At 59.9% G+C, this 22,936-nt stretch carries 21 protein-coding genes and 1 other RNA gene; 10 read left to right on the forward strand and 12 right to left on the reverse strand.

Going from position 1 to position 22,936, the window contains the following annotated elements; translation table 11 throughout:
- Positions 1–121 precede the first annotated feature (121 nt).
- From hemN to DM373_RS01110, 3 genes are all read left to right on the forward strand, one after another.
- The gene (gene hemN / locus DM373_RS01100) at positions 122–1,504 is read left to right on the forward strand and encodes an oxygen-independent coproporphyrinogen III oxidase (RefSeq protein WP_110991793.1); all 1,383 of its coding nucleotides are present in this window, start codon (positions 122–124) and stop codon (positions 1,502–1,504) included.
- A 187-nt stretch (positions 1,505–1,691) separates the two neighbouring features.
- On the forward strand, positions 1,692–2,426 hold the full coding sequence (fnrA, locus tag DM373_RS01105; protein WP_110991794.1) for a Crp/Fnr family transcriptional regulator FnrA: 735 nt from the start codon (positions 1,692–1,694) through the stop codon (positions 2,424–2,426).
- A 54-nt stretch (positions 2,427–2,480) separates the two neighbouring features.
- Positions 2,481–3,029 carry an adenine phosphoribosyltransferase gene (locus DM373_RS01110; RefSeq protein ID WP_028692867.1) on the forward strand — a complete coding sequence of 183 codons (549 nt, stop codon included), beginning with the start codon at positions 2,481–2,483 and terminating at the stop codon, positions 3,027–3,029.
- An 85-nt stretch (positions 3,030–3,114) separates the two neighbouring features.
- Here the strand turns inward: DM373_RS01110 and recR are convergent, their stop codons facing one another.
- From recR to dnaX, 3 genes are all read right to left on the reverse strand, one after another.
- Positions 3,115–3,717 carry a recombination mediator RecR gene (gene recR / locus DM373_RS01115; RefSeq protein WP_110991795.1) on the reverse strand — a complete coding sequence of 201 codons (603 nt, stop codon included), beginning with the start codon at positions 3,715–3,717 and terminating at the stop codon, positions 3,115–3,117.
- Between the two features lie 88 nt (positions 3,718–3,805).
- Positions 3,806–4,141, reverse strand: coding sequence for a YbaB/EbfC family nucleoid-associated protein (locus tag DM373_RS01120; RefSeq protein WP_110991796.1), 336 nt, complete (start codon positions 4,139–4,141; stop codon positions 3,806–3,808).
- Between the two features lie 64 nt (positions 4,142–4,205).
- Entirely contained in the window at positions 4,206–6,269 is a 2,064-nt protein-coding gene (dnaX, locus tag DM373_RS01125) for a DNA polymerase III subunit gamma/tau (protein ID WP_110991797.1), read from the reverse strand.
- A gap of 132 nt (positions 6,270–6,401) precedes the next feature.
- Here dnaX and DM373_RS01130 point away from each other — a divergent pair, with 132 nt between their 5' ends.
- On the forward strand, positions 6,402–7,169 hold the full coding sequence (locus DM373_RS01130) for a substrate-binding periplasmic protein (RefSeq protein ID WP_110991798.1): 768 nt from the start codon (positions 6,402–6,404) through the stop codon (positions 7,167–7,169).
- On the opposite strand, the gene DM373_RS01135 is transcribed toward DM373_RS01130, so the two are convergent.
- The gene (locus DM373_RS01135) at positions 7,166–7,660 is read right to left on the reverse strand and encodes a DUF2938 family protein (RefSeq protein ID WP_110991799.1); all 495 of its coding nucleotides are present in this window, start codon (positions 7,658–7,660) and stop codon (positions 7,166–7,168) included. The genes DM373_RS01130 and DM373_RS01135 overlap by 4 nt on opposite strands.
- 85 nt (positions 7,661–7,745) lie before the next feature.
- Here DM373_RS01135 and DM373_RS01140 point away from each other — a divergent pair, with 85 nt between their 5' ends.
- Entirely contained in the window at positions 7,746–8,147 is a 402-nt protein-coding gene (locus DM373_RS01140) for a helix-turn-helix domain-containing protein (RefSeq protein ID WP_110991800.1), read from the forward strand.
- A 4-nt stretch (positions 8,148–8,151) separates the two neighbouring features.
- Here the strand turns inward: DM373_RS01140 and DM373_RS01145 are convergent, their stop codons facing one another.
- Together DM373_RS01145 and DM373_RS01150 are read right to left on the reverse strand one after the other, a co-directional pair.
- Complete coding sequence (locus tag DM373_RS01145; RefSeq protein ID WP_110991801.1) at positions 8,152–10,101, reverse strand: hypothetical protein; 1,950 nt, start codon at positions 10,099–10,101, stop codon at positions 8,152–8,154.
- Positions 10,102–10,130: 29 nt separating this feature from the next.
- Positions 10,131–10,526, reverse strand: a complete 396-nt coding sequence (locus tag DM373_RS01150; protein WP_110991802.1) for a hypothetical protein — start codon at positions 10,524–10,526, stop codon at positions 10,131–10,133.
- Positions 10,527–10,944: 418 nt separating this feature from the next.
- On the opposite strand from DM373_RS01150, the gene DM373_RS01155 reads away from it, so the two are divergent.
- The gene (locus DM373_RS01155) at positions 10,945–12,237 is read left to right on the forward strand and encodes a site-specific integrase (RefSeq protein ID WP_110991803.1); all 1,293 of its coding nucleotides are present in this window, start codon (positions 10,945–10,947) and stop codon (positions 12,235–12,237) included.
- A 378-nt stretch (positions 12,238–12,615) separates the two neighbouring features.
- Positions 12,616–13,341, forward strand: a complete 726-nt coding sequence (locus DM373_RS01160; protein WP_244215021.1) for a replication/maintenance protein RepL — start codon at positions 12,616–12,618, stop codon at positions 13,339–13,341.
- A 527-nt stretch (positions 13,342–13,868) separates the two neighbouring features.
- Here the strand turns inward: DM373_RS01160 and DM373_RS01165 are convergent.
- Positions 13,869–14,177 (reverse strand): hypothetical protein, encoded by a 309-nt coding sequence (locus tag DM373_RS01165; RefSeq protein ID WP_110991804.1) that lies wholly within the window; start codon positions 14,175–14,177, stop codon positions 13,869–13,871.
- 140 nt (positions 14,178–14,317) lie between these two features.
- Between DM373_RS01165 and DM373_RS01170 the strand changes: the two genes are divergently transcribed.
- From DM373_RS01170 to DM373_RS01180, 3 genes are all read left to right on the forward strand, one after another.
- A complete protein-coding gene (locus DM373_RS01170) occupies positions 14,318–14,539 on the forward strand; it encodes a helix-turn-helix domain-containing protein (protein WP_110991805.1) in 222 nt (73 codons plus the stop codon).
- Positions 14,540–14,588: 49 nt separating this feature from the next.
- The gene (locus tag DM373_RS01175) at positions 14,589–14,798 is read left to right on the forward strand and encodes a hypothetical protein (protein WP_110991806.1); all 210 of its coding nucleotides are present in this window, start codon (positions 14,589–14,591) and stop codon (positions 14,796–14,798) included.
- 107 nt (positions 14,799–14,905) lie between these two features.
- Complete coding sequence (locus tag DM373_RS01180) at positions 14,906–15,616, forward strand: recombinase family protein (RefSeq protein ID WP_110991807.1); 711 nt, start codon at positions 14,906–14,908, stop codon at positions 15,614–15,616.
- A 315-nt stretch (positions 15,617–15,931) separates the two neighbouring features.
- Here DM373_RS01180 and DM373_RS01185 read toward each other — a convergent pair whose 3' ends face one another.
- The 5 genes from DM373_RS01185 to zipA all read right to left on the reverse strand — a co-directional run bounded on the left by DM373_RS01185 (position 15,932) and on the right by zipA (position 22,758).
- On the reverse strand, positions 15,932–17,665 hold the full coding sequence (locus DM373_RS01185) for a DNA-processing protein DprA (protein WP_244215022.1): 1,734 nt from the start codon (positions 17,663–17,665) through the stop codon (positions 15,932–15,934).
- Positions 17,662–18,918, reverse strand: a complete 1,257-nt coding sequence (locus DM373_RS01190) for an HAD family hydrolase (RefSeq protein ID WP_110991808.1) — start codon at positions 18,916–18,918, stop codon at positions 17,662–17,664. The genes DM373_RS01185 and DM373_RS01190 overlap by 4 nt, the downstream gene beginning before the upstream one ends.
- 248 nt (positions 18,919–19,166) lie before the next feature.
- Positions 19,167–19,263: signal recognition particle sRNA small type (ffs, locus tag DM373_RS01195), an RNA gene on the reverse strand.
- 144 nt (positions 19,264–19,407) lie between these two features.
- Positions 19,408–21,762, reverse strand: coding sequence for an NAD-dependent DNA ligase LigA (gene ligA, locus DM373_RS01200; protein WP_110991809.1), 2,355 nt, complete (start codon positions 21,760–21,762; stop codon positions 19,408–19,410).
- A gap of 102 nt (positions 21,763–21,864) precedes the next feature.
- Positions 21,865–22,758 carry a cell division protein ZipA gene (gene zipA / locus DM373_RS01205; protein WP_110991810.1) on the reverse strand — a complete coding sequence of 298 codons (894 nt, stop codon included), beginning with the start codon at positions 22,756–22,758 and terminating at the stop codon, positions 21,865–21,867.
- Positions 22,759–22,936: the final 178 nt, after the last annotated feature.

Genomic DNA, 22,936 nt, shown 5'->3' on the forward strand with positions numbered 1-22,936 from the left:
GCGAAAGGGCCGCGCAGCGGCCCCATGCGGTGACCGCAAGATCTGCTGATACAAATCAACACGACTTCTTGCTCACGTCCCTAGACTCCGGACACTGCTGCTCTATCCGGGGACTGCCCACATGCTCGACGACCTACGCTGGGACGCCGACCTGATCCGTCGTTACGATCTGGCCGGGCCACGCTACACCTCCTACCCTACCGCCGTGCAACTGCATGGCGAAGTGGGCTCGTTCGACCTGCTCCACGCCCTGCGCGAGAGCCGTCGGGCCACGCGCCCGCTGTCGCTGTACGTGCACGTACCGTTCTGCGCCAACATCTGCTACTACTGCGCCTGCAACAAGGTCATCACCAAGGACCGCGGCCGCGCCGCGCCCTACCTGCAGCGCCTGGAACAGGAAATCCAGCTGGTCGCCTGCCACCTGGACCCCAAGCAGCGCGTCGAGCAGCTGCACTTCGGCGGCGGCACCCCGACCTTCCTCAGCCACGTGGAACTGCGCCAGCTGATGGCGACCCTGCGCCAGCACTTCAACCTGCTGGACGATGACTCCGGTGATTACGGCATCGAGATCGATCCGCGCGAGGCCGACTGGTCGACCATGGGGCTGCTGCGCGAGCTGGGCTTCAACCGCGTCAGCCTCGGCGTGCAGGACCTCGACCCGGCGGTGCAGCGCGCGGTCAACCGCCTGCAGAGCCTGGAACAGACCCGCACCCTGATCGAAGCGGCGCGCACCCTGCAGTTCCGCTCGATCAACCTCGACCTGATCTACGGCCTGCCCAAGCAGACCCCGGAAGGTTTCGCCCGCACTGTCGAGGAAGTGATCCGCCTGCAACCCGATCGCCTGTCGGTGTTCAACTACGCCCACCTGCCCGAACGCTTCATGCCGCAGCGGCGCATCGACAGCAACGACCTGCCGGCCCCCGCGGCCAAACTGGAGATGCTGCACGCCACCATCGACCAGCTGACCGCCGCCGGCTATCGCTACATCGGCATGGACCATTTCGCCCTGCCCGACGACGAACTGGCCATCGCCCAGGAAGAAGGCACCCTGCAGCGCAACTTCCAGGGGTACACCACCCATGGCCATTGCGACCTGATCGGCCTGGGGGTCTCGGCCATCAGCCAGATCGGCGACCTGTACTGCCAGAACAGCAGCGACCTCAACACCTACCAGGACACCCTGTCCACCGCGCAACTGGCCACCCAGCGCGGCCTGCTGTGCAACCAGGACGACCGTCTGCGGCGGGCAGTGATCCAGCAACTGATCTGCCATTTCGAGCTGGACTTCGAGCAGATCGAACAGCAATTCACCATCGACTTTCGCGGCTACTTCAACGACATCTGGCCGCAATTGCACGCCATGCAGCGCGACGGCCTGATCAGCCTCGACAGCAAAGGCATCCGCATCCTGCCAGCCGGCCGCCTGCTGGCGCGCTCGGTGTGCATGGTCTTCGACGCTTACCTCGCGCAACAGAATCGTCAGCGCTTCTCGCGGGTGATCTGAGGCGATTGAGGCGTTTCACCGCATGGACAGCCCGCCTTCAGGGGCACACTATGGACAGTCGAAAGGTACCGGAAACATCCACTCCGGGCCGCCGCCAGCATGCACCAAACAAGTGCATGCTGGCCTCCAGCCTATGCCGTGGGTTACCCTTACGGCTTATGTGTGCTTTCCCACAAGGATCGAAGAAATGTCCGAGCCAGTAAAACTGCGCCCACACAACCAGGCCCACTGCAAGGATTGCAGCCTGGCCCCCCTGTGCCTGCCCCTGTCCCTCAACCTCGAGGACATGGATGCACTGGATGAAATCGTCAAACGCGGCCGCCCATTGAAAAAAGGCGAATTCCTGTTCCGCCAAGGTGACAATTTCGGCTCGGTTTACGCAGTCCGCTCCGGCGCCCTCAAGACCTTCAGCTTAAGCGACGCCGGCGAGGAACAGATCACCGGCTTCCACCTGCCCAGCGAGCTGGTCGGCCTGTCCGGCATGGACACCGAGGCCTATCCGGTGTCGGCCCAGGCTCAGGAAACCACCTCGGTGTGCGAGATCCCCTTCGAACGCCTGGATGAGCTTTCGGTACAACTGCCGCAATTGCGCCGCCAACTGATGCGGGTGATGAGCCGCGAGATCCGCGACGACCAGCAGATGATGCTGCTGCTGTCGAAGAAAACCGCCGACGAGCGCATCGCCACCTTCCTGGTCAACCTGTCCGCGCGCTTCCGCGCCCGTGGTTATTCGGCCAACCAGTTCCGCCTGAGCATGTCGCGCAACGAGATCGGCAACTACCTGGGCCTGGCCGTGGAAACCGTCTCGCGGGTGTTCACCCGCTTCCAGCAGAACGGCCTGCTCAAGGCCGAGGGCAAGGAAGTGCATATCCTCGACCCGATCCAGCTGTGCGCGCTGGCCGGTGGTGCAATGGAGGCCTGACAAAGGCCGGATGCGGGTATACTGGCGCCTTGGTTTTTCCAGGATACCCGCACCATGCACAGCGACACTTTCGACCTCAAAGCCCTGATTCGCCCGGTAGTGGACTTCCCCAAACCGGGGGTCATCTTCCGCGATATCACCCCGTTGTTCCAATCGCCGCGTGGGCTGCGCTACGTCGCTGACCAGTTCATCGAGCGCTATGTCGAGGCCGAGTTCAGCCATATCGGTGCCATGGATGCGCGGGGCTTCCTGATCGGCTCGATCATCGCCCACCAGTTGAACAAGCCGCTGATCCTGTTCCGCAAGCAAGGCAAGCTGCCGGCCGACGTGCTGTCGGAGGGCTACCAGACCGAGTACGGCGAAGCCTTCCTCGAAGTGCATGCCGACAGCCTGTGCGAAGGGGATTCGGTGCTGATCTTCGATGACCTGATCGCCACCGGCGGCACCCTGCTGGCGGCAGCCAACCTGGTGCGCCGCACCGGGGCACAGGTGTTCGAGGCCGCAGCGATCATCGATCTGCCGGAGCTGGAAGGCTCGCGCCGGCTGCAGGCGGCCGGGGTGCCGACCTTCTGCCTGACCGAGTTCTCGCTAAGCGAATACTGAGTCAAGGTTCAGAACGATCGCGGGGCAAGCCGGCTCTCACGTATACCCGTGGGAGCGGGCTTGCCCCGCGATGCTTTGCAAAGACTTACAGCGAAATCGGCCTGCGCCCGGCAAACGCATGGGCCAAGGTCCCGCCATCCACCAGCTCCAGCTCCCCACCCAACGGCACACCATGGGCGATGCGCGTGGCGCTCAAGCCCTTCTCGGCCAGCAGCTGGGCGATGTAGTGGGCCGTCGCCTCACCCTCCACCGTGGGGTTGGTCGCCAGGATCACTTCACTGAAGGTGCCCTGCTCTTCGATCCGCGCCATGAGCTGCGGAATACCGATCGCATCCGGCCCCAGGCCATCGAGCGGCGACAGGTGCCCCTTGAGCACGAAGTAACGGCCACGATAGCCGGCCTGCTCCACTGCAAACATGTCCATCGGCCCTTCGACCACGCACAGCTGGCTGTCATCACGGCGCGGGTCGGCGCACTGCGGGCACAGCTCCTGCTCGGTCAGGGTCCGGCACTGGCGGCAATGGCCAACGCCGTCCATGGCCTGGCTCAGGGCCTGGGCCAGGCGCGTGCCGCCACTGCGGTCGCGTTCGAGCAGTTGCAGGGCCATGCGCTGGGCGGTTTTCTGGCCGACGCCGGGCAGAATGCGCAGGGCGTCGATCAGTTGGCGGATCAGGGGGCTGAAGCTCATGTATGCGGGCCTGCCAGTTCAGGAAACAGAATGAACAAGGGAGCAACGACCGCCTGGCCGTTGCTCCCCCGGGGTAACGCGACGCCGATCAGAACGGCATCTTGAAGCCAGGCGGCAGCTGCATGCCGGCAGTCATGCCGCCCATCTTCTCCTGGCTACTCTGCTCGATCTTGCGCACGGCATCGTTGAGCGCGGCGGCGATCAGGTCTTCGAGCACTTCCTTGTCGTCGGCGTCAGCCGACATCAGGCTGTCATCGATGCTGACGCGCTTGACGTCGTGGCGACCGGTCATCACCACGCTGACCAGGCCACCGCCGGACTGGCCGGTGACTTCGGCGTTAGCCAGCTCTTCCTGCATCTTCTGCATCTTTTCCTGCATCTGCTGGGCCTGCTTCATCAGGCCGGCCATGCCACCTTTCATCATGGGGGTATACCTCGATTGGTTCATGTAATGCGGCCGCGCACAGGGCCGGCCGCATGGTTATCCGTTATTGGCCCTGGCTGGCCAGGGCATCCACAGGCTCAATAGTATCCTGGCGCACCGTTGCGCCGAACTGCTGGATCATCTGCTGGATCAATGGATCCTGCTCGATCGACAGCACCGCGTCATGCTGGCGTTCGGCGCGCTTGCGGGACGCGGCCTGGGCCGGGGTTTCCTGCTCCGGGCGAATCAGTTCGATCTTGAGCCGGATGTCGCGCCCCAGCTGCTGGTTGAGCGCATCGTTGAGGCGGCGCTGTTGCGTGCTGTTGAACAACGCGCCTTGGCCCGGGTCCAGGTGCAGCAGCCAGTCGTCGCCATCGGCGGCGATCAAGGTACAGTTCGCGGCGATGTTGCCTGTCATACCCGAGACAGGCAACTGTGGGAATAATTCCAGCCATTGCAGGGCCAGGCCCGTGGCGGGCCGAGCGGCCGGCAGAGGTTCGGGCGCCTTGGCGGGCTGGTCTTCCTGCACATGCTCGGCCAGCTCATCGAGGTAACTGAAGCCCGCCGGGTCGCTGTCCGCGACATAGTAGTCTTCGTCCGCCGGTGGCTCATCGTCGCGGTCCATGCCCGCCGGGTTGTACGCAGACGGATCGAAGGGCGGCTCGTCGTAGCCCGGCTGGCTGCTGGCGGGCTCGACAACGGCAGCCTCGACCACCACGGGCTCGGGCTGTGGCACGGCGGCGACTGGCACAGGCGGTGCAGAGGGCTCTTCCCAGGGCAGGTCTATCACTGCCTCGACGACAGGTTCAGGCTCAGGCATGGGCGCCGGGGCTGGCTCTGGCTCTGGCTGCGCGACAGGCGCTTCAGCCACGGCCTCGGCGACGACAGGCGCCTCCACCGGGGCCTGAACGGCGACTGGCGCGACAACAGGCTCAACGGGCGCTGCGACGGCAACTGCCGCAGCTGCCACCGGTGGGGCCGGATCAGCTGTGGCCTGGCTGATCCCCACCGGCTTTAGTACCGGCTTCGGTGCATCGTCGCTGTCGGCCGGGCGGAACGCCAGCATGCGCAGCAGGACCATTTCGAAGCCGCCACGCGGGTCGGGGGCCAACGGCAGGTCGCGACGGCCGATCAGGCCCATCTGGTAGTAGAACTGTACGTCCTCGGCGGGCAGTGCCTGGGCCAGCGCCAGCACCCGATCACGGTCGCCCTGGCCGTTGTCGACCGCCTCGGGCAGCGCCTGGGCGATGGCCACACGGTGCAGCACGTTGAGCATTTCCGAGAGCACGCCGTTCCAGTCCGGCCCCTGCTCGGCGAGGTGGCGCACCGCTTCCAGCAATGCCCGGGCATCGCCGTCGAGCAGTGCCTGCAGCACACCGTATACCTGGCCATGGTCGAGCGTGCCGAGCATGGCCCGCACATCAGCCGCCAGCACCTTGCCTTCGCCAAAGGCGATGGCCTGGTCGGTCAGGCTCATGGCGTCGCGCATCGAGCCGTCGGCGGCGCGGCCCAGCAACCACAGGGCGTCGTCTTCGAACGGCACGTTCTCGGCGCCCAGCACATGGCTGAGGTGCTCGACCACCCGCTCCGGGCTCATGTTCTTCAGCGAGAACTGCAGGCATCGCGACAGGATGGTTGCCGGCAGCTTCTGCGGGTCGGTGGTGGCGAGGATGAACTTGACGTAGGGCGGCGGCTCTTCCAGCGTCTTCAACAAGGCGTTGAAGGAGTGGGTCGAGAGCATGTGCACTTCGTCGATCAGGTAGACCTTGAAGCGCCCGCGGCTGGGGGCGTACTGCACGTTGTCGAGCAGCTCGCGGGTATCTTCGACCTTGGTGCGGCTGGCGGCGTCGATCTCGATCAGGTCGACGAAACGGCCTTCGTCGATCTCCCGGCACACCGAGCAGGTACCGCAGGGCGTGGAGGTGATACCGGTTTCGCAGTTCAGGCACTTGGCGATGATCCGCGCGATGGTGGTCTTGCCCACCCCACGGGTGCCGGTGAACAGGTACGCATGGTGCAGGCGCTGGTTGTCCAGGGCGTTGATCAAAGCCTTGAGCACATGGGTCTGGCCGACCATTTCGCGGAACGAGCGCGGACGCCATTTACGTGCAAGAACCTGATAACTCATCAAAAAACCATCGTGACCGGAGCGGGCGGAAAGAGCGCTAATGCTAGCGGAGCGAGGGGGAAATTGCACCCTGCGGATCTCGTCTAAGCTCAGCAGCAGGCATAGCTACGGGCTGATCAGGGAGGATGAGACGTGCGGCGAGCCTTGGCCCTCCTGTGGTTATGCAGTGCATATAGCCTGGCCGAGCCGCCAGTGTTGCGCTTTTCCGTGGCCGAGAGCTGGAGCATGCCGCTGATGCGCATCGAGCAGGGGCAGCCGGTGGAGGGCATTCTGTTCGAGCTGATGCAGGCTGCGGCCCGCGAAGCGGGGGTACGGGCGCAGTACCATGTGATGGCCCGGCTGCGATTGCAGGAGGCCATGGAGAACGGCGACATCGACGTGCGCTGTTACGTCTCCACCCAATGGCTGACCAGCCGCCCCGGCGATTACCTGTGGAGCATCCCGCTCATCGAGCAGCGCGACCTGCTGGTCGGCCGCCCCGGCGACAGCGCCACTAGCGCCGACGCCCTCCCCCCACAGGCGCTGGGCACCGTGCTGGGCTACAGCTACCCCACCCTCGCCCCACTGTTCGCCCGCGGCCAGCTGCAGCGCGAAGACAGCCGCAATCAGGAGCTGGCCCTGCAAAAGCTGCTGGCCGGGCGCTATCGGCATGCCGTGAGCAACCAGCTGTCGCTGCAATGGTTCAACCGTGGGCTGCCGGCGGCAAAACAACTGCGTGGGCTGGCGGTGCTGGAAGAACAGGCGCTGAGCTGCATGGTGCGCAACGATCCGGCGCTACCGACACAGGCGGTGCTCAGGGCGTTTGTGAGGCTCAAGCAATCCGGGGAAGTCGAACGGATCATCGCTCGTTACACCCAAGCGCTTGCCGCGCCACCGTTCGCCGACAGCAAAGACCCCTAGCCTGCGAGCCACAGCGCCCCGAGTGCGGCCAGGTACAGACCACAGCCGAACACGCAATGCGTTGCCAGGCTGCGCAAGCAGCTCTTAACCGGCGCCGGCGTATTGGCGGCAAAGTACCCCGCGCCCAATGCCGGCTGTATCACGCACAACGGCACCAGCACCGAGACGACCCCGAACGACAACGCCGGAAGCAGCGCAGGCTGACGCAGCCACGCCTGCCCGGCCAACGCGATCAGCAGGCCGGCAAACAGCAGCCCGGTGGCATAGTGCAGCAGCCAACCCCACGCCCGCTCACCGCGAATTGGCTCGGCCTTGCCGATCGCTGCGTGCCGCCAGCGCCCTTCCAGCAAATGCCCCGCCCAGCGGCCGACCATGGCGTAGTTCAGGGTCGTAACACCCAGGCGCCTGAGCAGCAGCGTCCACAGGTCCATCAGCAGCGTGGCGCCGATACCGATGAACAGGATGGAGTAGATCAATGAGGAGACGGTCATGGCGAATGCCCTGGGCAGATTGACGGAAATGGTCTTTGCCGAGCAGCATGCAAGTTGAAGTCAACTTCAAGTCAAGGGGCCCCAGATGGATATTGCCGATGTCGCCAGGCGCAGTGGCGTGCCGGCTTCGACCTTGCGCTACTACGCCAACAAGGGCCTGCTCACGGCATTGTCCGGCCGGGGTCAGCGCCGTCAGTTCCCGGCCGACACGCCCGAACGCCTGGCGCTGATCGCCCTGGGCCAGGCAGCCGGGTTTTCGCTGGATGAGGTGGCGGCGATGCTGGCCGAGCAGCAGGTCGACCGGCAATTGCTGCTGGCCAAGGCCGACGAGATCGACCAGCGGATCAGGCGCCTGCAGGCGATGAGCAAGGGGTTGCGCCATGCGGCGGTGTGCCCCGAGGAGCATCACCTGCAGTGCCCGACCTTCCAGCGCTTGATGAAGGTGTCCGCCAGCCAGGGCAGGCCCGCCCGAGCGCCGCGCAAGTGAGCCTTCAGTAACCGTGCAGTTCGCGGAACGGCTGGCCCTTGTGGTAAGTGATCCACTCCTGCACGTCATAGGGCAGGTAAAGCTGGCGCCGCGCCCGCGACAACGCGATGTACACGGCGCAGATGCGCGCATCGAAAGCGTAGGCATCCTTGAAGCGGTTGGTGGTCATCAGCTCGGGCGTGAGCAGTACATGGTCGAACTCAAGGCCCCCCGCCTCCTCGGCCATCATCAGCAAGAGGCTGGCACGCTGCTCGGCGACCCGTGCCGCCAGGGTGGTCAGGTCGGCGAGCTTGTAACCGTCCTGCAACCGCGCCTCGACCCACAGGAACGACTCATCGAAGCGCTCGGCATCGCGCACCTGCTGCCAGTCGAGCATGTGCGCAAAGTGCGGGTGCGGCCCTTCGGCATCCTGCATCGGGCCATGCAATGCCGCCCGGAACAGGCCGACCGCAGTGGCCATGAAGCGCCGCATATCGGGCCAGTCGGGGAATTTCAGCAGGCAACCGGTCTCGGCCAGTTCCATGGCCCAGCGCATGCTGTCCCAGCGCGAGGCAGTCAGCACCACGCAGCCTTCGGGTGGAATGAAGCCCTGGGGGAACAGCTCGATACCGACATCCACGTTGCGCGCCGCCTCGAAGGCCACTTTCGACTTCTGTGAATGCACGTCGATCAACGGGTTGATCAGGCGCTCGACCTTTGGCCCGGAGCGAACGGCGAAGGCGATATCCTTCTGGCGCACCTGACGCTCACGCCGCACCACGGCACCGGAGGCCTTCTGGTATTCGTCACCCAGGGTGATCAGCACCTGCCGCCCGCGCTCGATGACCTGCAACAGCGAGCCCGGCACGTCCTGGCTCTCATCGATGATCACGTGGCTGAAGCGAGTGGGCACACTGCAGCCGCCCAGGCTCGCGCGCTTGATCAGCAGCAGCGCTTCGAAGCCGGTCTGCGCCCCCCAGGCCGGGTGCGACTCCAGGTAGCGCCACAGCCGGCTGGCGTACTCGAGCAGAACCTGGGCATCGACGCCCGACAGCGCCTGCCGGAAGAAGGGCAAGTGGCGATTCGACAGGCTGTAGTCACGCGACTCGCAATAGCTGTGCAGCACTTCGAGGCAGATATCCAGGGCATGCTCGGCGTCGTACTGGCGCAGCCCGACGATGCCAAGCTCCTGCGCCAGCTTGAGCTTGCCCGGGCCTCGCGCTGCGGCCCTGGCGTTGGCCGGCTGCGCATCCTTGAGCAGGGCCTTGGCGAACTGGCCGAAGGTCATGCCGACCTTGGCCTGCGGGTCCAGCCCCATGCGCTGGCGCAAGGTGCCGAGCTTGGCCGGTGTGCGTGCCAGGGCCAGCACCCGGCCGCGCGGCAGGCAATCCATCAGCGCGCCAAGCAGGTAGCTCTTGCCGATGCCGGCGTAGCCCTGGACATGGATGTCTTCGTCCAGGTTGGCGCGGATGACCTTGAGCAGCTTGTCCTGCTCGACGGTCAGCCAGCGCTCGTTGTCGAAACCGGTCACCACCTGCTGGCTGAAGGGGTTGTCGGCTTGCTGCCGGCGGAGCCTGAAGGCGAAATCCCACTTGCCGTCGGCCAGCAGGTAATCGCCCCCCTGCACCTCTTCGTCGGTGAGCAGGCGCAACTTCGACGCCTTGATCACCTCGAGGCCGAAATACAGCTTGCGCGCATCGAACAGCCGGCGCGCCTCCGACAACAGGCTCACGTCCGCCGAATGGGGGCCATCGACTGACCAGGCCAGCAACTTGCCCAGCACCTTCTCCGCCGCCGGCGCATCGAGCTTGCCCTGGGCCTGGGCAAGGTTCTGGATCACCAGCAAGGCCGCCAGCTCAGGGTCGCTCAGCGCGTCCAGCACAGGCGCGCCTTCGGCCTGCAGCAACCCCTGGCAGCGCTCCAGGGTGATGGGCAGGAAGACAGGGCAGGAGAAATTGAAATGTTCAGGCTGCATGTGCGCTCAATGTCCAGGCAAAGGCCGATTCAGGGCGTGTTGGCATCCGGCGCCTGGCCAACCAGCAGTTCGAACTGGTAAGCACCCAGTGAACCGGCCATGCCGCCAGGATGGCGGGCACCCGGCTGAGGCTCATCGAGCACGCCATCGAGTTCGTGCAGTGCCAGCTCCAGCAACTTGCGCAGGTCACGCACGCTGCCTGCCGATAGGTTCAAATGCAGTTCGAGCAGGGCCTGGGCCGCGGCAACAGGCGCTGGCGGCGTTGCCTCGGCGAGTATGCGCTCGTGCTCCTCTTCCATCTGGTCGAGCACCTGCGACAGCTCCAGCACCCGCTCGGGGCTGGCGGCCATCTGGTCCTTGATTTCCAGGCGGCGCAGTTGCCATTCCCGGATCTTGTGACGGGTGAGGTCGTCGACATGTTCCACGGTCGCTATCTCCTGGCCGAACGGACTGACACGCTGGGTGCATGATAAGGCGCCACGCACGATTGTGCAGGGGTAAAGGCTTGCGTGGGTGTAAAGAGAGGGTACAGGCGGGGTACGAAAGGTACGCGAAGCGAAAATGCCTGCGCCCAAAATGGAGGCGGCCCCACCAGCCACACCCCGGCACTCGATGTTCCCGCTATGGCTGCTCCCTTCCGGGCCATGCCGAGGCAGTATGCAAGCATGCCTTGCAGCTCGCTGAAAGCCTTGCTGCATCTGGTTTGGTGAAAAATTGATGGGGCTATACCGACAATCGTTTCAGGCATCAGAGTGTACCTGAAGCAACGCTCAAAATCTGGGGTGTGATCAGAATTGTTCCACTCAATTGGTCCACTTTACTGGTCCACTCTGGTGTTTATTCATGGCCTACATTGTCCGCCGTCAGTCCATTTACTACCTCAACCTTCGACTTCCAAAGCATCTATTTCCCAGCCGCCATACCCTTCGGATATCCCTGCGAGTGCGAGAGCGGCAGGCAGCCTTGTACCTTGCCAGCTCGTTAGCTCAGCAAGTGCTTTGCCACCTAACTGAACACCCTCTGACAGCCCCTCAGACGCTGCGTGCACTATGTACGCAGTGGCGAGACTCTACCCCTAAGCCAATCACGATGGCTGCACCACGAAGAGCTATAGCGGCCATAGCGAAGCCACAAAGCGATGGCCCTACCCTCGCAACCCTGTCCAAACTCTATACAGAAGAAGGCAAACGCGGCGGCACATGGCGACAGGGCAGCACCGAGGAAGTCGAGCGAGCTTTAGCTGACCTTTTCGAGCTGCTAGGCGATATGCCCGCCAAAGCCTTCGATGCACAACAAGCACGCCTGCTAAAGGAACGGCTCAGCCTATGCCCGCAATACTTCGGCTTACGACCTGAGTTCAAGGGTAAGACGCTGAAGCAGGTAATTGAGTCAGGTAGCACCTACAAGACCATTACCGCTGTCACTGTGAACAATCGGCTACGCAAGCTCACCGCGTTTCTGAACTGGTGCAAAGCGAACGGGTACGTAGCAGACAACCCACTGACGGGCATGAAAGTCATGACAGGATCAGCGAAGGAAGCTCGGCTGTCATTTGAACGACACGACCTAGATGCCCTGCTGAACCGTGAGGCACTGCGAAGGGAAGCCCGTAAGCACCCTTGGCGTTACTGGCTGCCGCTCCTTGGGCGAACCACTGGGGCACGATTGGAAGAGCTGTGCCAACTGCGTGTCGATGACTTCATTGAGCAACAGGGCATCCAGTGCATCCGGATTGATGACAGCCGTGAAGGCCAGAACCTGAAAAACGCAAGCAGCCGCCGCGTGCTTCCTTTGCACCCTTCTCTGATCGATCTGTGCCTACTTCAGCATGTTGAGTCGATGAGGGTTGCTGGTGCAAATCGAGTATTCCCTGAGCTGGAAGCAGTACGTGGGAAGCTCGGGCATGCAGCCTCAAAATGGTTTGGCCGCTATAAGGCGAAACTGGGTATCACCGACCCACGCAAAACTTTCCACAGCTTCCGCCACACCTTCATCGATGACCTGCGTGATGCTGGCGTTCAAGACTCACTGATCAAGCGGATGGTGGGTCATGAAGACAGCTCCGTAACCTTCGGCGTCTACGGCAGCAGGACGCCACTCAAGGCTATGGTTGAGGCCATGAGGCACATCAAATAACTTCGAATAACCCAGCAAAAACTCTGGTTAAACCCTGCCACCTGATTGACGTTCACCTACCGTCTTTCATGCACACCCGAGTGTTTACGGGGCTTAGGGAGCGTTCAAACTAAGCAAAGTGCGTTCCCCGCAGAGCAAAGCGGTTTTTTGAAAACACGGCCGCCAAAAAAGTCAATACCTAGAGATTGCTTTTTTTCGGGAGTCGTGTAAAATTGACGGCCTGCTTCAGAGAGCAGACATACAGACTAGAAGCCTCCACCGCGACCACCAAATTGGTGTTTTGCATGGGGGCTTAAATTTGCCTGCGATTTACCAAAACTGACCGGCACAACCTGAGAGGAATGCCTATGCGATTAACTTGAAAAGGAGACCAATACCATGATGTACCCGCTCGCCTCGAATTCCCCAAGCAATACCGAATCCCCCGCCACCACTGTCCTCCCAGCCATCCTTCTTTCCCAAGGGGAATTGGAAGCACCGACTGCACGCAAGGAGAAGGCTTACGTTGCCCCCTTCCTTAACGTCAACGGACTGTTGATCAGTCCAACAACCGGCGAAATCTTTGGCTACGATGACAAGCCTTCTGCTTTCAGCGAACGCCCTGACTACCGACCAGAACTCAACAAGTGCCGGAGTGCTGACGATCTGAACGCGGTCCTGTCACACGTTGATCGGCGTAAGCTGCCACCGCATACGCTGCACTCACTGATCGACTCACAGGATTACGCACATGGCGTATGGCGCCGGACAGGCGTGGACTGTCGTATCACTGTCCCGATGATGAACATTCTGAGCAAACTGCACGAACTGGTTCTTTATCGGAACATGATCATCATGACTCAAGCCGATCTGGCGAAGGCACTGGCCACTTCAGAGTCAAACCTGATGAAAAAGCTGAGCACGTTGATCAGCAGCAACATGGTCAGAATCAGCACCTCAAGACATGGCGGCATTCGCACAGGAGAGATCAAGCTGACGATCAATCCTCGCCTCATCTTCCGGGGCGACGACTGTACACGGGAGGTGTACGTGAAGGATTGGTATCTGAACCCAGCAAGCGAAAGACGGGCGCCTGCCAAAGCCACACCGAAATTCGCGGCTTAGCTTACATCAGTTCCTTCAAAAAATTACGCAAGAAATGCCGTGCAGGCCACGGAAATCAGGGGGCTTGAAGAATTCTTATTATAGATAGAGCTTTTCGGGTGAAAACACCCTTCCCTATTGCGCAAGCAATGAGCTGTACACCGGGACAACAAACAACAAAGTTGTCCCAAATGGAAACAGCTATTATTGTTAGCTAACGCTAACGTCCAAGCGTACTAGTCCAACCAACCAATAACATGGTTGGACAACAAGAATGCGAGCAGCTACTAGAGCTACGCTCTGATCGTGCAAAACTCAATCCTGCGGATCGGATATTGTGCACAGGAACAGCGTCAGCTGTGGATAGTACGAATTAGTAGGTTTTGGGGGGCTGGTTGTTCCTCCCCCTCTACACCGTTAGGTGTCCACGATCCTGACCTACGGTCATACACCGTGCAATCAGCTGAAAGCTTGCCGCTTTCGGTGCAAACGCCCAGCGGAGCTGATCAAGGAATTTGCTTTGACGCTCCACTGAAGGTGCGCAGCCTCTACCGTAGGTAAAAGTACAGAAACACTACCACCAACAAAACGAAAATCACCCTTCCTTGAAGTACATCAGCATTCAGCTTGTCTGTCTTCATCTGCTGGTGCGTGGCAGCATCGCTCAAGCCCTGAGACTTGTAGTGCATGATCTGGTCGATTTCCCTATCGATCTTCTTGTTTTGGCCATCGTTGCTGCGCATTGTGATGCCCCACACGATCAACCAAAACCCTCCTGTCAGAACGGTCAGGATCAGGTGCAGGACGTGGTTTGTCTTCTTCTTGCGACTGGTCAGCACGAACAGTTTTTCGTTCATTTCGTTGGTCTCTCAGAGCTAGGCGTTCGCTTCCCCGGCGTAAGGGGGCCTGAGACAATTGTATCAGTTAGTGTGTCACTATTTGGAGTGTCATCACTTAGTGTGTTCACGATCAGGGTGCATCCAACCATCATGAGGGGATGCAGACAAACCAACACCTACGAAAGGCCTTTGGCCAACGAATCCGCTACCTACGCAGCAGCCAAGGCTTCAGCCAAGAAGCATTCGCAGACAAATGCGGCTTTGTCCGCACCTACATGTCTCGCATTGAGATGGGCACAGCAAACCCTAGCCTTGAAGCGGCCAAGGTGCTTGCTGACGGCCTGAGCATGTCTCTGTCTGAGCTGCTTGAGGGTCTGTAACCTCAGATCGACGCTACACTCAGGCTCGCCCACTCGCAGGACTACATACATGGACGAACGCCCCCCAATCACTGCTGACACACTTGAGCTGCTGCACCTCAACCAGATCGCCATACGTGCAGCTTTGGAAGAGGTGAGCTTGTGGATCAGTCAACGCGGATCAACCAACGTGCATGACAACATCCTGAGCATCCTGCACACCCTAGACACCAATGCCGAGGCCATCGCATCAGGCATCGAATCCCTAAGATCAATGTAGGATTCGTACTTTGTCACTTGCTTAGACGAACGTCTGTCCAATTGACAATTTGTAGTCAGGGCCTACAAAATGCCCTCACACACATTGAACGTAGTGAGTGCACCACCATGACTAATGTCGTCGCTTACATCCGAGTTTCTACCAAGGGCCAAGGTGATTCTGGCCTAGGCTTGGATGCACAGCGTGACTACATCCAACGTGCAGCAGACACGAACGGCTGGAACGTCATTGGTGAGTATGTGGATGTAGTGAGCGGCAAGCTTGCCCTTGAAGATCGACCAGAAGGTGCAAAAGCTCTGGCAGCGTGCAAACTGCACAAGGCTCAATTGTTGGTGGCCAAGCTGGATCGGCTTTCCCGCTCCGTGCTGCACATTGCTCAGCTGATGGAGCAAGTTGATTTCAAAGTGGCCACGATGCCACAGGCCAACACCTTCCAACTTCATCTATTCGCTGCCCTTGCCCAGCAGGAACGAGAGTTCATTGCAACCCGTACCAAGGAAGCTCTGACATCCCTCCAGAGGCGTGCAGACGCTGGTGATGCAATAGCCCAGCAGAAGGTGGCCAATCGTGCAGAGGCTCAAGCCAAAGGCCGTGCAGTAGCTGATATCACAGCGGCCAACACCGTTCGTATGAGCAAGATCAGCAGCTATCAAGACGGCCTCCGTCCGCATCTGGAATCCTGCCTGTACAACAAGGTGAGCACTCTGCAATCGGTCGCTGACTGCTTGAACAAGAAAGGGCTTCGCACCCCGCGTGGTAGCGAGTTCAACGCTACGGCAGTACGCCGCCTGATGCTTTCTCTCAATGTATCGTTCTAACAAAAAAAATATTGTTATAGCCAGAGTTATTTCAGATTTACTCAGCTTTTCAGAAGCCAGCTTTCCAAACGGGTTTAGCCGATTTGCTGGTTCGCTAGACGTACTACATTACTTTCGGCCAGCACACACCCTTTCATTAAGAGAGCGCATCTTTTTTCTGGCGGGGAAATTGGGTTTCCGTGCAGAATCGCATTGTCTTTTGGCGGGGACTTGGGACCGAAGCAAAACACTTCCCACCGCCCTTCCCTTTCACAACACTTAGGCAAGGAGTGAGCTGACGAAAGCATGGATAGCAGTCCTCGCAATCAATGCGAATCAATCACCCACAAGAGGCGCAGGGTCTTCAATCAATGAAGCACTGTACTCACCATAGGTCAATGTTTGATGAAGTTCGATTCCAGCAGTTGCGAGCCAGTCCTTCCAAATCTGGTCGATATCGTCGGAACATTGCCGCATAAAGTCGATGGTTAAATATTTTTCCCAGTCACCCCGAAGATCGAAGTCGTCATGATCACTCTCGGACTGATACCCCACTACCTCATCAATCTCGATAGCAACCGGTTTACCGTGTGCAATGGTGTCACGAAAGCTCTTCAACTGCTTAATGGAAGAGTACGGGCGAACCGAAAAGTCAGGCTCAACCCCCAACACCGACAACACATCCTCAAGCTTTTTGTCGAACCACCGCCGCTCCTTAAAGCCTGAAATTTTCTGCTCACCAATAAAATTAAGACGAGATTCAAAGGTGAAGGCCATCATTACGAGGCAGGCAGTAATATCAAGAGCGATGCCGTGCCGATTCCCGGCCACTGTCATTTCTTCAATACGAGTTCTTAGATGATTAACCGTATTAGACAAATCATTGTGAATGTGAATTTTTTTCTTCGCAATTTTTCGCACCCTAAGCTTTGAATCATCACGACCTTGACTCCGAGATTCCACCTGCAAAAGGCTGCTCTGCTGGGTTAATGGCTCAGAACTAAAACTATCGTCACTTTTGCGAACAAAGCCTTCAAATCCAACGGAACCATTTTCAAGATTAAAAGCGCCCTGAGCCTCTACCTGCAGCACCTCATCATTTACCGTATTACGCAATGAAGCATCAGACAGCAAACCAGAGAGCATGCTTGGATAATCATCTTTCGTTTTAAGCACTATTATGTTATCGAGCCTTTCTCGCTTACACTTAAGCAAATTTGCTTTATCAACCCAGTCACCTTCAGCGATTAGCAAGTTCGCCATCACCTTCGGCTCTTTGTTACTTCTATCCACTGAAGTTGGCAACGGAACCGCAAGCCACCGATTATAGTCAAGAGCAGCACGCGAAGCATGTAGGCTCCCACCCTTTATATCCGACTGGATCATCACTACACCCTGAGCCATACCAGCCTGTGTACGATCCCGCTTAACGAATTGCTGAGGAAAAACCTTTTGGCCGAACGGATACTCTGAAATCAATGCACCTCCATTCTCAAGAATGTTGTGGGCAAGTTTCTTATGCTGGCTTGGAGCAATCATCTGAAGACCATGCGCCAATACCGCAACAGTGTGTCCTCCCAAGTCGAGTGCTGCCTTATGCGCCAAACCATCACACCCAAGCGCCAATCCACTTACAATGCTCCATTGATTCTCAACGAAGTACTCCGTTACGCGGCGAGTAATAACTTCGCCATGCGGGGTAGGCTCCCTAGTACCAATGATGGCAACAGATCTCAGAGCGCAATTATGAAGCTCCCCACAGACATAAAGAATAAACGGATCATCCTTCGTAGCAGCAAGCAAATCTGGATAACCAGCATCTAAAGGACTGATAATTCTGGCCTCATGCTTTTCAGCAGAGTTTACTTGAAACTCCGCTTGCTCTGACGCCAAAGACCAAGCATCAGGAACAGAAAGTGCCTTATGCAAAGAGCTGTTTATCCTACCTAAAGCCTCAACATCTAAATCAACGAAACCTTGTACGCTCGCAACCTTTTTCAACGTCGCCGGCCCAACACCGGGGAGCATGGATAGAGTCAAAAGCTTTTTCGTTTCGCGAGAAACCTTCATCTGATACCTACATTTTTTGTCAACCCGAGCAATGTTACACCAGAAGCACCTGCTGCTCGAAGGTACGTCTCAGCATAGATCAGAGAGGCTCCAGAGGTAACCACATCGTCAATGACTACAACGTGCTTCCCGGTAAAGTCAGAGCCGGGATTTGCCCTAAGATGATCACGGGCATTCACAAAACGCTGCTCTCTATTCAGCCCGCCATTGCCGTGATGCGAAAGGGCTCCCGGCAAATATTCCAATGCGTTAGGAATGAATTCAATATTGCCGCGACTGATTGCAAGCTCAGCATGCGATGCAGCTACCTGAGCTAACATCGCCTCCAGACGCTGCACACGGCCCGGTTTCGCTGGAATAACAGTAACGACCAATCCCCCCACCCCGAAAGCGATCATTGGATTACGACTCAAGACAACACTTCGAATGAATTTACGGATTGCGTCAACCCAGTATTCTGGTGCCGTCAGCAGATCTTTCATCCGGTGAATGTCATTAGTCACGGCATGCCAATCAACTCTTCTTTGAGCATCCCGAGAAAAATGTCGACCGAGCGAGTGAATCTGAATTGGCCTTGCTCCTTGCACCAGCGGGTTGAAATATCCTGCTTTTTCGAACCGAAATGGCCTATCCCCAGCCGCTGCTCCGGCGAGCACTTGTAACCGCTCAGCCGATGGTAAAAACTCAGTTGGATTTTCAAGCACCCCGGGCAAGTCCTCCGGGGATTGGATAATTGCATCAGGCATACGCTCCAATGCCTTCCAGTCATCACTGCGACGGGTGTTAGGCCAAGTGGTTTGATCCAGAACACACCAAGAACCCGCGTCGTAAGCTGCCTGCACGTCAGATTTTCCATCACCGACCAACCAGACACTTTGAGGGGATGCCACTTCTGCCACACGCATCGCAAGCAAAACGCCCTCTCCGCTTGGTTTCGTGTGCGTCACATCCTCAAAAGCTACCAATGTCGCCCAGTCGATACGGGGGTATGCGAGATCCAAAAGAATCTCCGCATAATGCCTAGGCGATCTAGTAAAAACTCCGAGTCGCACGCCCTCGTGCTGGCGCTGCAACGCCATAAGCTGAGCCTCAGTGTAAACGACTCGACCCGGCAACATCCCAAATTGGGCTGTGAGCCTTTGAACGTACTCCCGAGGTTGAGTATTCAGAAAATCACGCCCTCGGAAACCCTCAAGGTCACTGGTGCGGAGAAGGGTATCGTCAAGATCAAACAGAATCAGTTCGACTGGCATCACTCGTCCTTGGTGGAATGCAAAACTTGAGTACCGAAGCTAGCAAAAAGCCATCGGTATCAGCAAGCCTCAGCGAGGAGGGCATCGGTTTGCACTCCAATCCGGTCAAGCCAGCTTGGACATTGATGAATCTTCGATTAGGATCACAGCTCAGTGCACACCACTTTGGTGCACCTAAACGCTGTCACACTTCGAGATTTTTGAGAGAGAAATCCCTGAGAATTCAAGGATTTGCGTAATGGAGGCGGCCCCACCAGCCACACCCCGGCACTCGATGTTCCCGCTATGGCTGCTCCCTTCCGGGCCTGACCAGGTTAACGGGTAATCAATGCGGGGGGACCGATGGGGCCACCACGACGGCTCGCCAAGTGACGAGCCGCGCCATTGTACCGTTCTGCGCCGAAGTTACAACCTTTGCTTGAGAAAAAACCATCATTTCTCAAGGACTTGTGATGGCTTCATCGCGGGGCGGCCCGCTCCCACCGGCGGCTAGAGATCAATACCCTGCCCGGCCATGAAGGCCACGAACTGTTCCTCGTCCAGCACCTTGACCCCCAGCTCACCCGCCTTGGCCAGTTTCGAGCCGGCACCGGGGCCGGCGACCACGCAGTGGGTCTTGCCAGAGACCGAGCCCGACACTTTCGCCCCCAGGCTTTCCAGCTTCTCCTTGGCGACATCCCGGCTCATGCGCTCCAGCGTACCGGTGAGCACCCAGGTCTGGCCGGCCAGGGGCAGGCCCTCGGCGGTTTTCTTCTCGCAGGACCAGTGCATGCCGAATTCGAGCAACTGGGCTTCGATGGCCCGCGCCAGCTGCTGGTTGGCTGCCACCTTGAAGAACTCGCGCACGCCCTCGGCCTGCTTGGTATTCAACGCCTGACGCAAGTCGATGCCATCGGCGGCGATGATCTTGTCCAGCGTGCCCAGCTTGTCCACCAGCTTCTCGGCGCCGGTCGGGCCGACCGAAGGGATGTCGAGCTTGGCCAGCATCCCGGCCAGGGTGGTGCAGGCGGCGAACTCGGCGGCCAGCTCACCTTCGTCCTGCAACTGCATGCCACTGGCCAGCAATTGCTCGATCACTTCGCGGTTGTGCTCGGCCTCGAAGAAGTTGTGGATCTCGTAGGCCACTTCCAGGCCAATGTCCGGCAGGTAGGTGAGCACCTGGGGCAGCGCCACCTGCACCCGCGCCAGGCTGCCCAGCGAGCGGGCCAACACCTTGGCGGTCTCCTCGCCGACATCGGGGATGCCCAGGGCAAAGATGAAGCGTGCCAGGGGCGGACGCTTGCTGGCCTCGATGGCTTCGAGCAATTTGCGGCTGGACACCTCGGCGAAGCCTTCCAGCGCGACCACTTGCTCGAACTCAAGCTTGTAAAGGTCGGCCGGCGAGCGGATCAGGCCTTCGTCGACCAGTTGCTCGACGCTCTTCTCGCCCAGGCCGTCGATGTCCATGGCCCGGCGCGACACATAGTGGATGATCGCCTGCTTGAGCTGGGCTGCGCAGCTCAAGCGGCCGACACAGCGGTACACCGCACCTTCGCTGGTGGTCGCCTTGCCCTTGCTGCGCTTGACCAGCTGCGTGCGCTCGACCGGCGAGCCGCACACCGGGCAGGCGCTAGGCACCTGCACCGGCCGGGCATCGGCCGGGCGACGCTCGGTCACCACTTGCATCACCTGCGGGATCACGTCGCCGGCACGGCGAATGATGACCGTATCGCCGATGCACAAGCCAAGACGGGCGACTTCGTCCATGTTGTGCAGGGTGGCATTGGACACGGTGACCCCGGCCACCTTGACCGGTTTCAGCCGCGCCACGGGCGTTACCGCGCCGGTACGGCCGACCTGGAACTCGACGTCGAGCACCTCGGTCAGCTCTTCCATGGCCGGGAACTTGTGGGCGATCGCCCAGCGCGGTTCACGGGCGCGGAAACCCAGCTCGCGCTGCGAGGCCAGGCTGTTGACCTTGAAGACCACCCCGTCGATCTCGTAGGGCAGGTCATTGCGCCGTGCGCCGATATCGCGGTAGTAAGCCAGGCACTCCTCGATGCCAGCCGCGTGCCGCAGCTCGCGGCTGATGGGCAGGCCCCAGCCCCTGAGCTTCTCGAGAATGCCGATATGGCTGTCACCGAAAGGTTCCGACACCTGGCCGACGCCATAGCAGCAGAACTCCAGCGGGCGGCTGGCGGTGATCTTCGAGTCCAGCTGGCGCAGGCTGCCGGCGGCAGCATTGCGCGGGTTGGCGAAGGTCTTGCCACCGGCTTCGGCCTGGGCGGCGTTGAGCCGGTCGAAACCGGCCTTGCTCATGTACACCTCGCCACGCACCTCCAGCACTGCCGGCCAGCCCTCGCCCTGCAGCTTGAGCGGAATGTTGCGCACGGTACGCACGTTGGCGCTGATGTCTTCGCCGGTGGTGCCGTCGCCGCGGGTGGCACCCTGCACCAGCTGCCCGTCGCGGTACAGCAGGCTGACCGCCAGGCCGTCGAGCTTGGGTTCGCAGCTGTAATCGACAGCGGCGCGGGCAGCGAACAGATCGCCGCCGGGCAGGTCGAGGCCCTCGACCACGCGACGGTCGAAATCACGCAGGTCGTCTTCTTCGAAGGCGTTGCCCAGGCTGAGCATGGGCACTTCGTGGCGCACCTGGCTGAACGCCGCCAGCGCCGCACCGCCCACCCGCTGAGTGGGCGAGTCGGGGGTCACCAGGTGCGGGTGCTCGGCCTCCAGCGCCTTGAGCTCATTGAACAGCCGGTCGTATTCGGCGTCCGGCACACTGGGCTCGTCGAGCACGTAGTAGCGGTGGTTGTGCTGGTCGAGCTCGGCGCGCAGTTCATGGATTCGGGTTTCGGCGTTCATTTTTTCGTCTTCTCGTGCAAAGCAAAAGAGCAGCCCCAGGCTGCTCTTTTGCTTGAATCATCGCGGTGCGGACCGAGGCAAGGGCCGCCCCGCTGGTGTGTGTCAGCGTTTCTGCGTCAGCGCCCGGCGCTCGAACTCGACGATTCGCTGGCGGTAATGCTCGATGGTCTGGGCGGTGAGCACGCTGCGCTGGTCGTCCTTGAGCTCACCGTTGAGCTCGTGGGACAGCTTGCGCGCGGCGGCGACCATCACGTCGAAGGCCTGCTTGGGGTGGCGCGGGCCAGGCAAGCCAAGGAAGAAGCTCACGGCACGGGTGCTGAAGTGGTCGATGTCGTCCAGGTCGAACACGCCGGGCTTGACCGCGTTGGCCATGGAGAACAGCACCTCGCCGTGGCCAGCCATGCTTTCGTGGCGATGGAAGATGTCCATCTCGCCGAAGCGCAGGCCGCTTTCCAGGATGTTCTGCAACAGGGCCGGGCCCTTGAAGCCGCCTTCATCGCGGGAAATGACGCTGATCACCAGCACTTCTTCCATCGGCGGCAGTTCCCTGGCCGGGGCACTGGCGCTGCTGGCTGCGCCGCTGTTGCGGCTGCTGTTGTCGACAACCACGTCATCGTCGCTTTCGGCGAACAGGTCGGGCTCGCGCTCGGCGGCGAGATTGAGGTCGCCCTGCTGTGGCTCGCTGTTGTTGCGCTTGCCGCGCTTGGGCTGCTTGGCCGGTTTGGCTTCGCGCTCGCGTTCGCGTTCACGCGCCGGCGCACTCAGCGACGGCAGGTCGGTCTCGTCCAGCTCGGGCTCTTTGTGCGTATCCAGCACACGTGAAGGGCCGAGCACCTCGGCACTGCCCTCATCGTCCTGGGCATTGGCGTAGCTACGGTCCAGGCGGAATTTCAACTTGCCCTTGCCGCCGCGCATGCGACGCCAGCCGTCGAAAAGAATCCCGGCAATGACAATGACGCCGATGAGGATCAGCCACTCGCGCAGACCGATTTCCATGTAATCCCGTGCCTCTATAAAAAATATGCTTGAAAACAAAGGCTTCAAAGGCCTTTAACACGTGGCGCCAACTCTATGTTCTGACAGGCGTTTTACCCACGCAAAAACAAGTGACGTAAAGCTAGCACGACCAAAGGCAACTTTACACCGTCTGTCGCACCTGCTGCGGATTTTACCT

This window comes from Pseudomonas sichuanensis, assembly GCF_003231305.1.
GTDB lineage: Bacteria > Pseudomonadota > Gammaproteobacteria > Pseudomonadales > Pseudomonadaceae > Aquipseudomonas > Aquipseudomonas sichuanensis.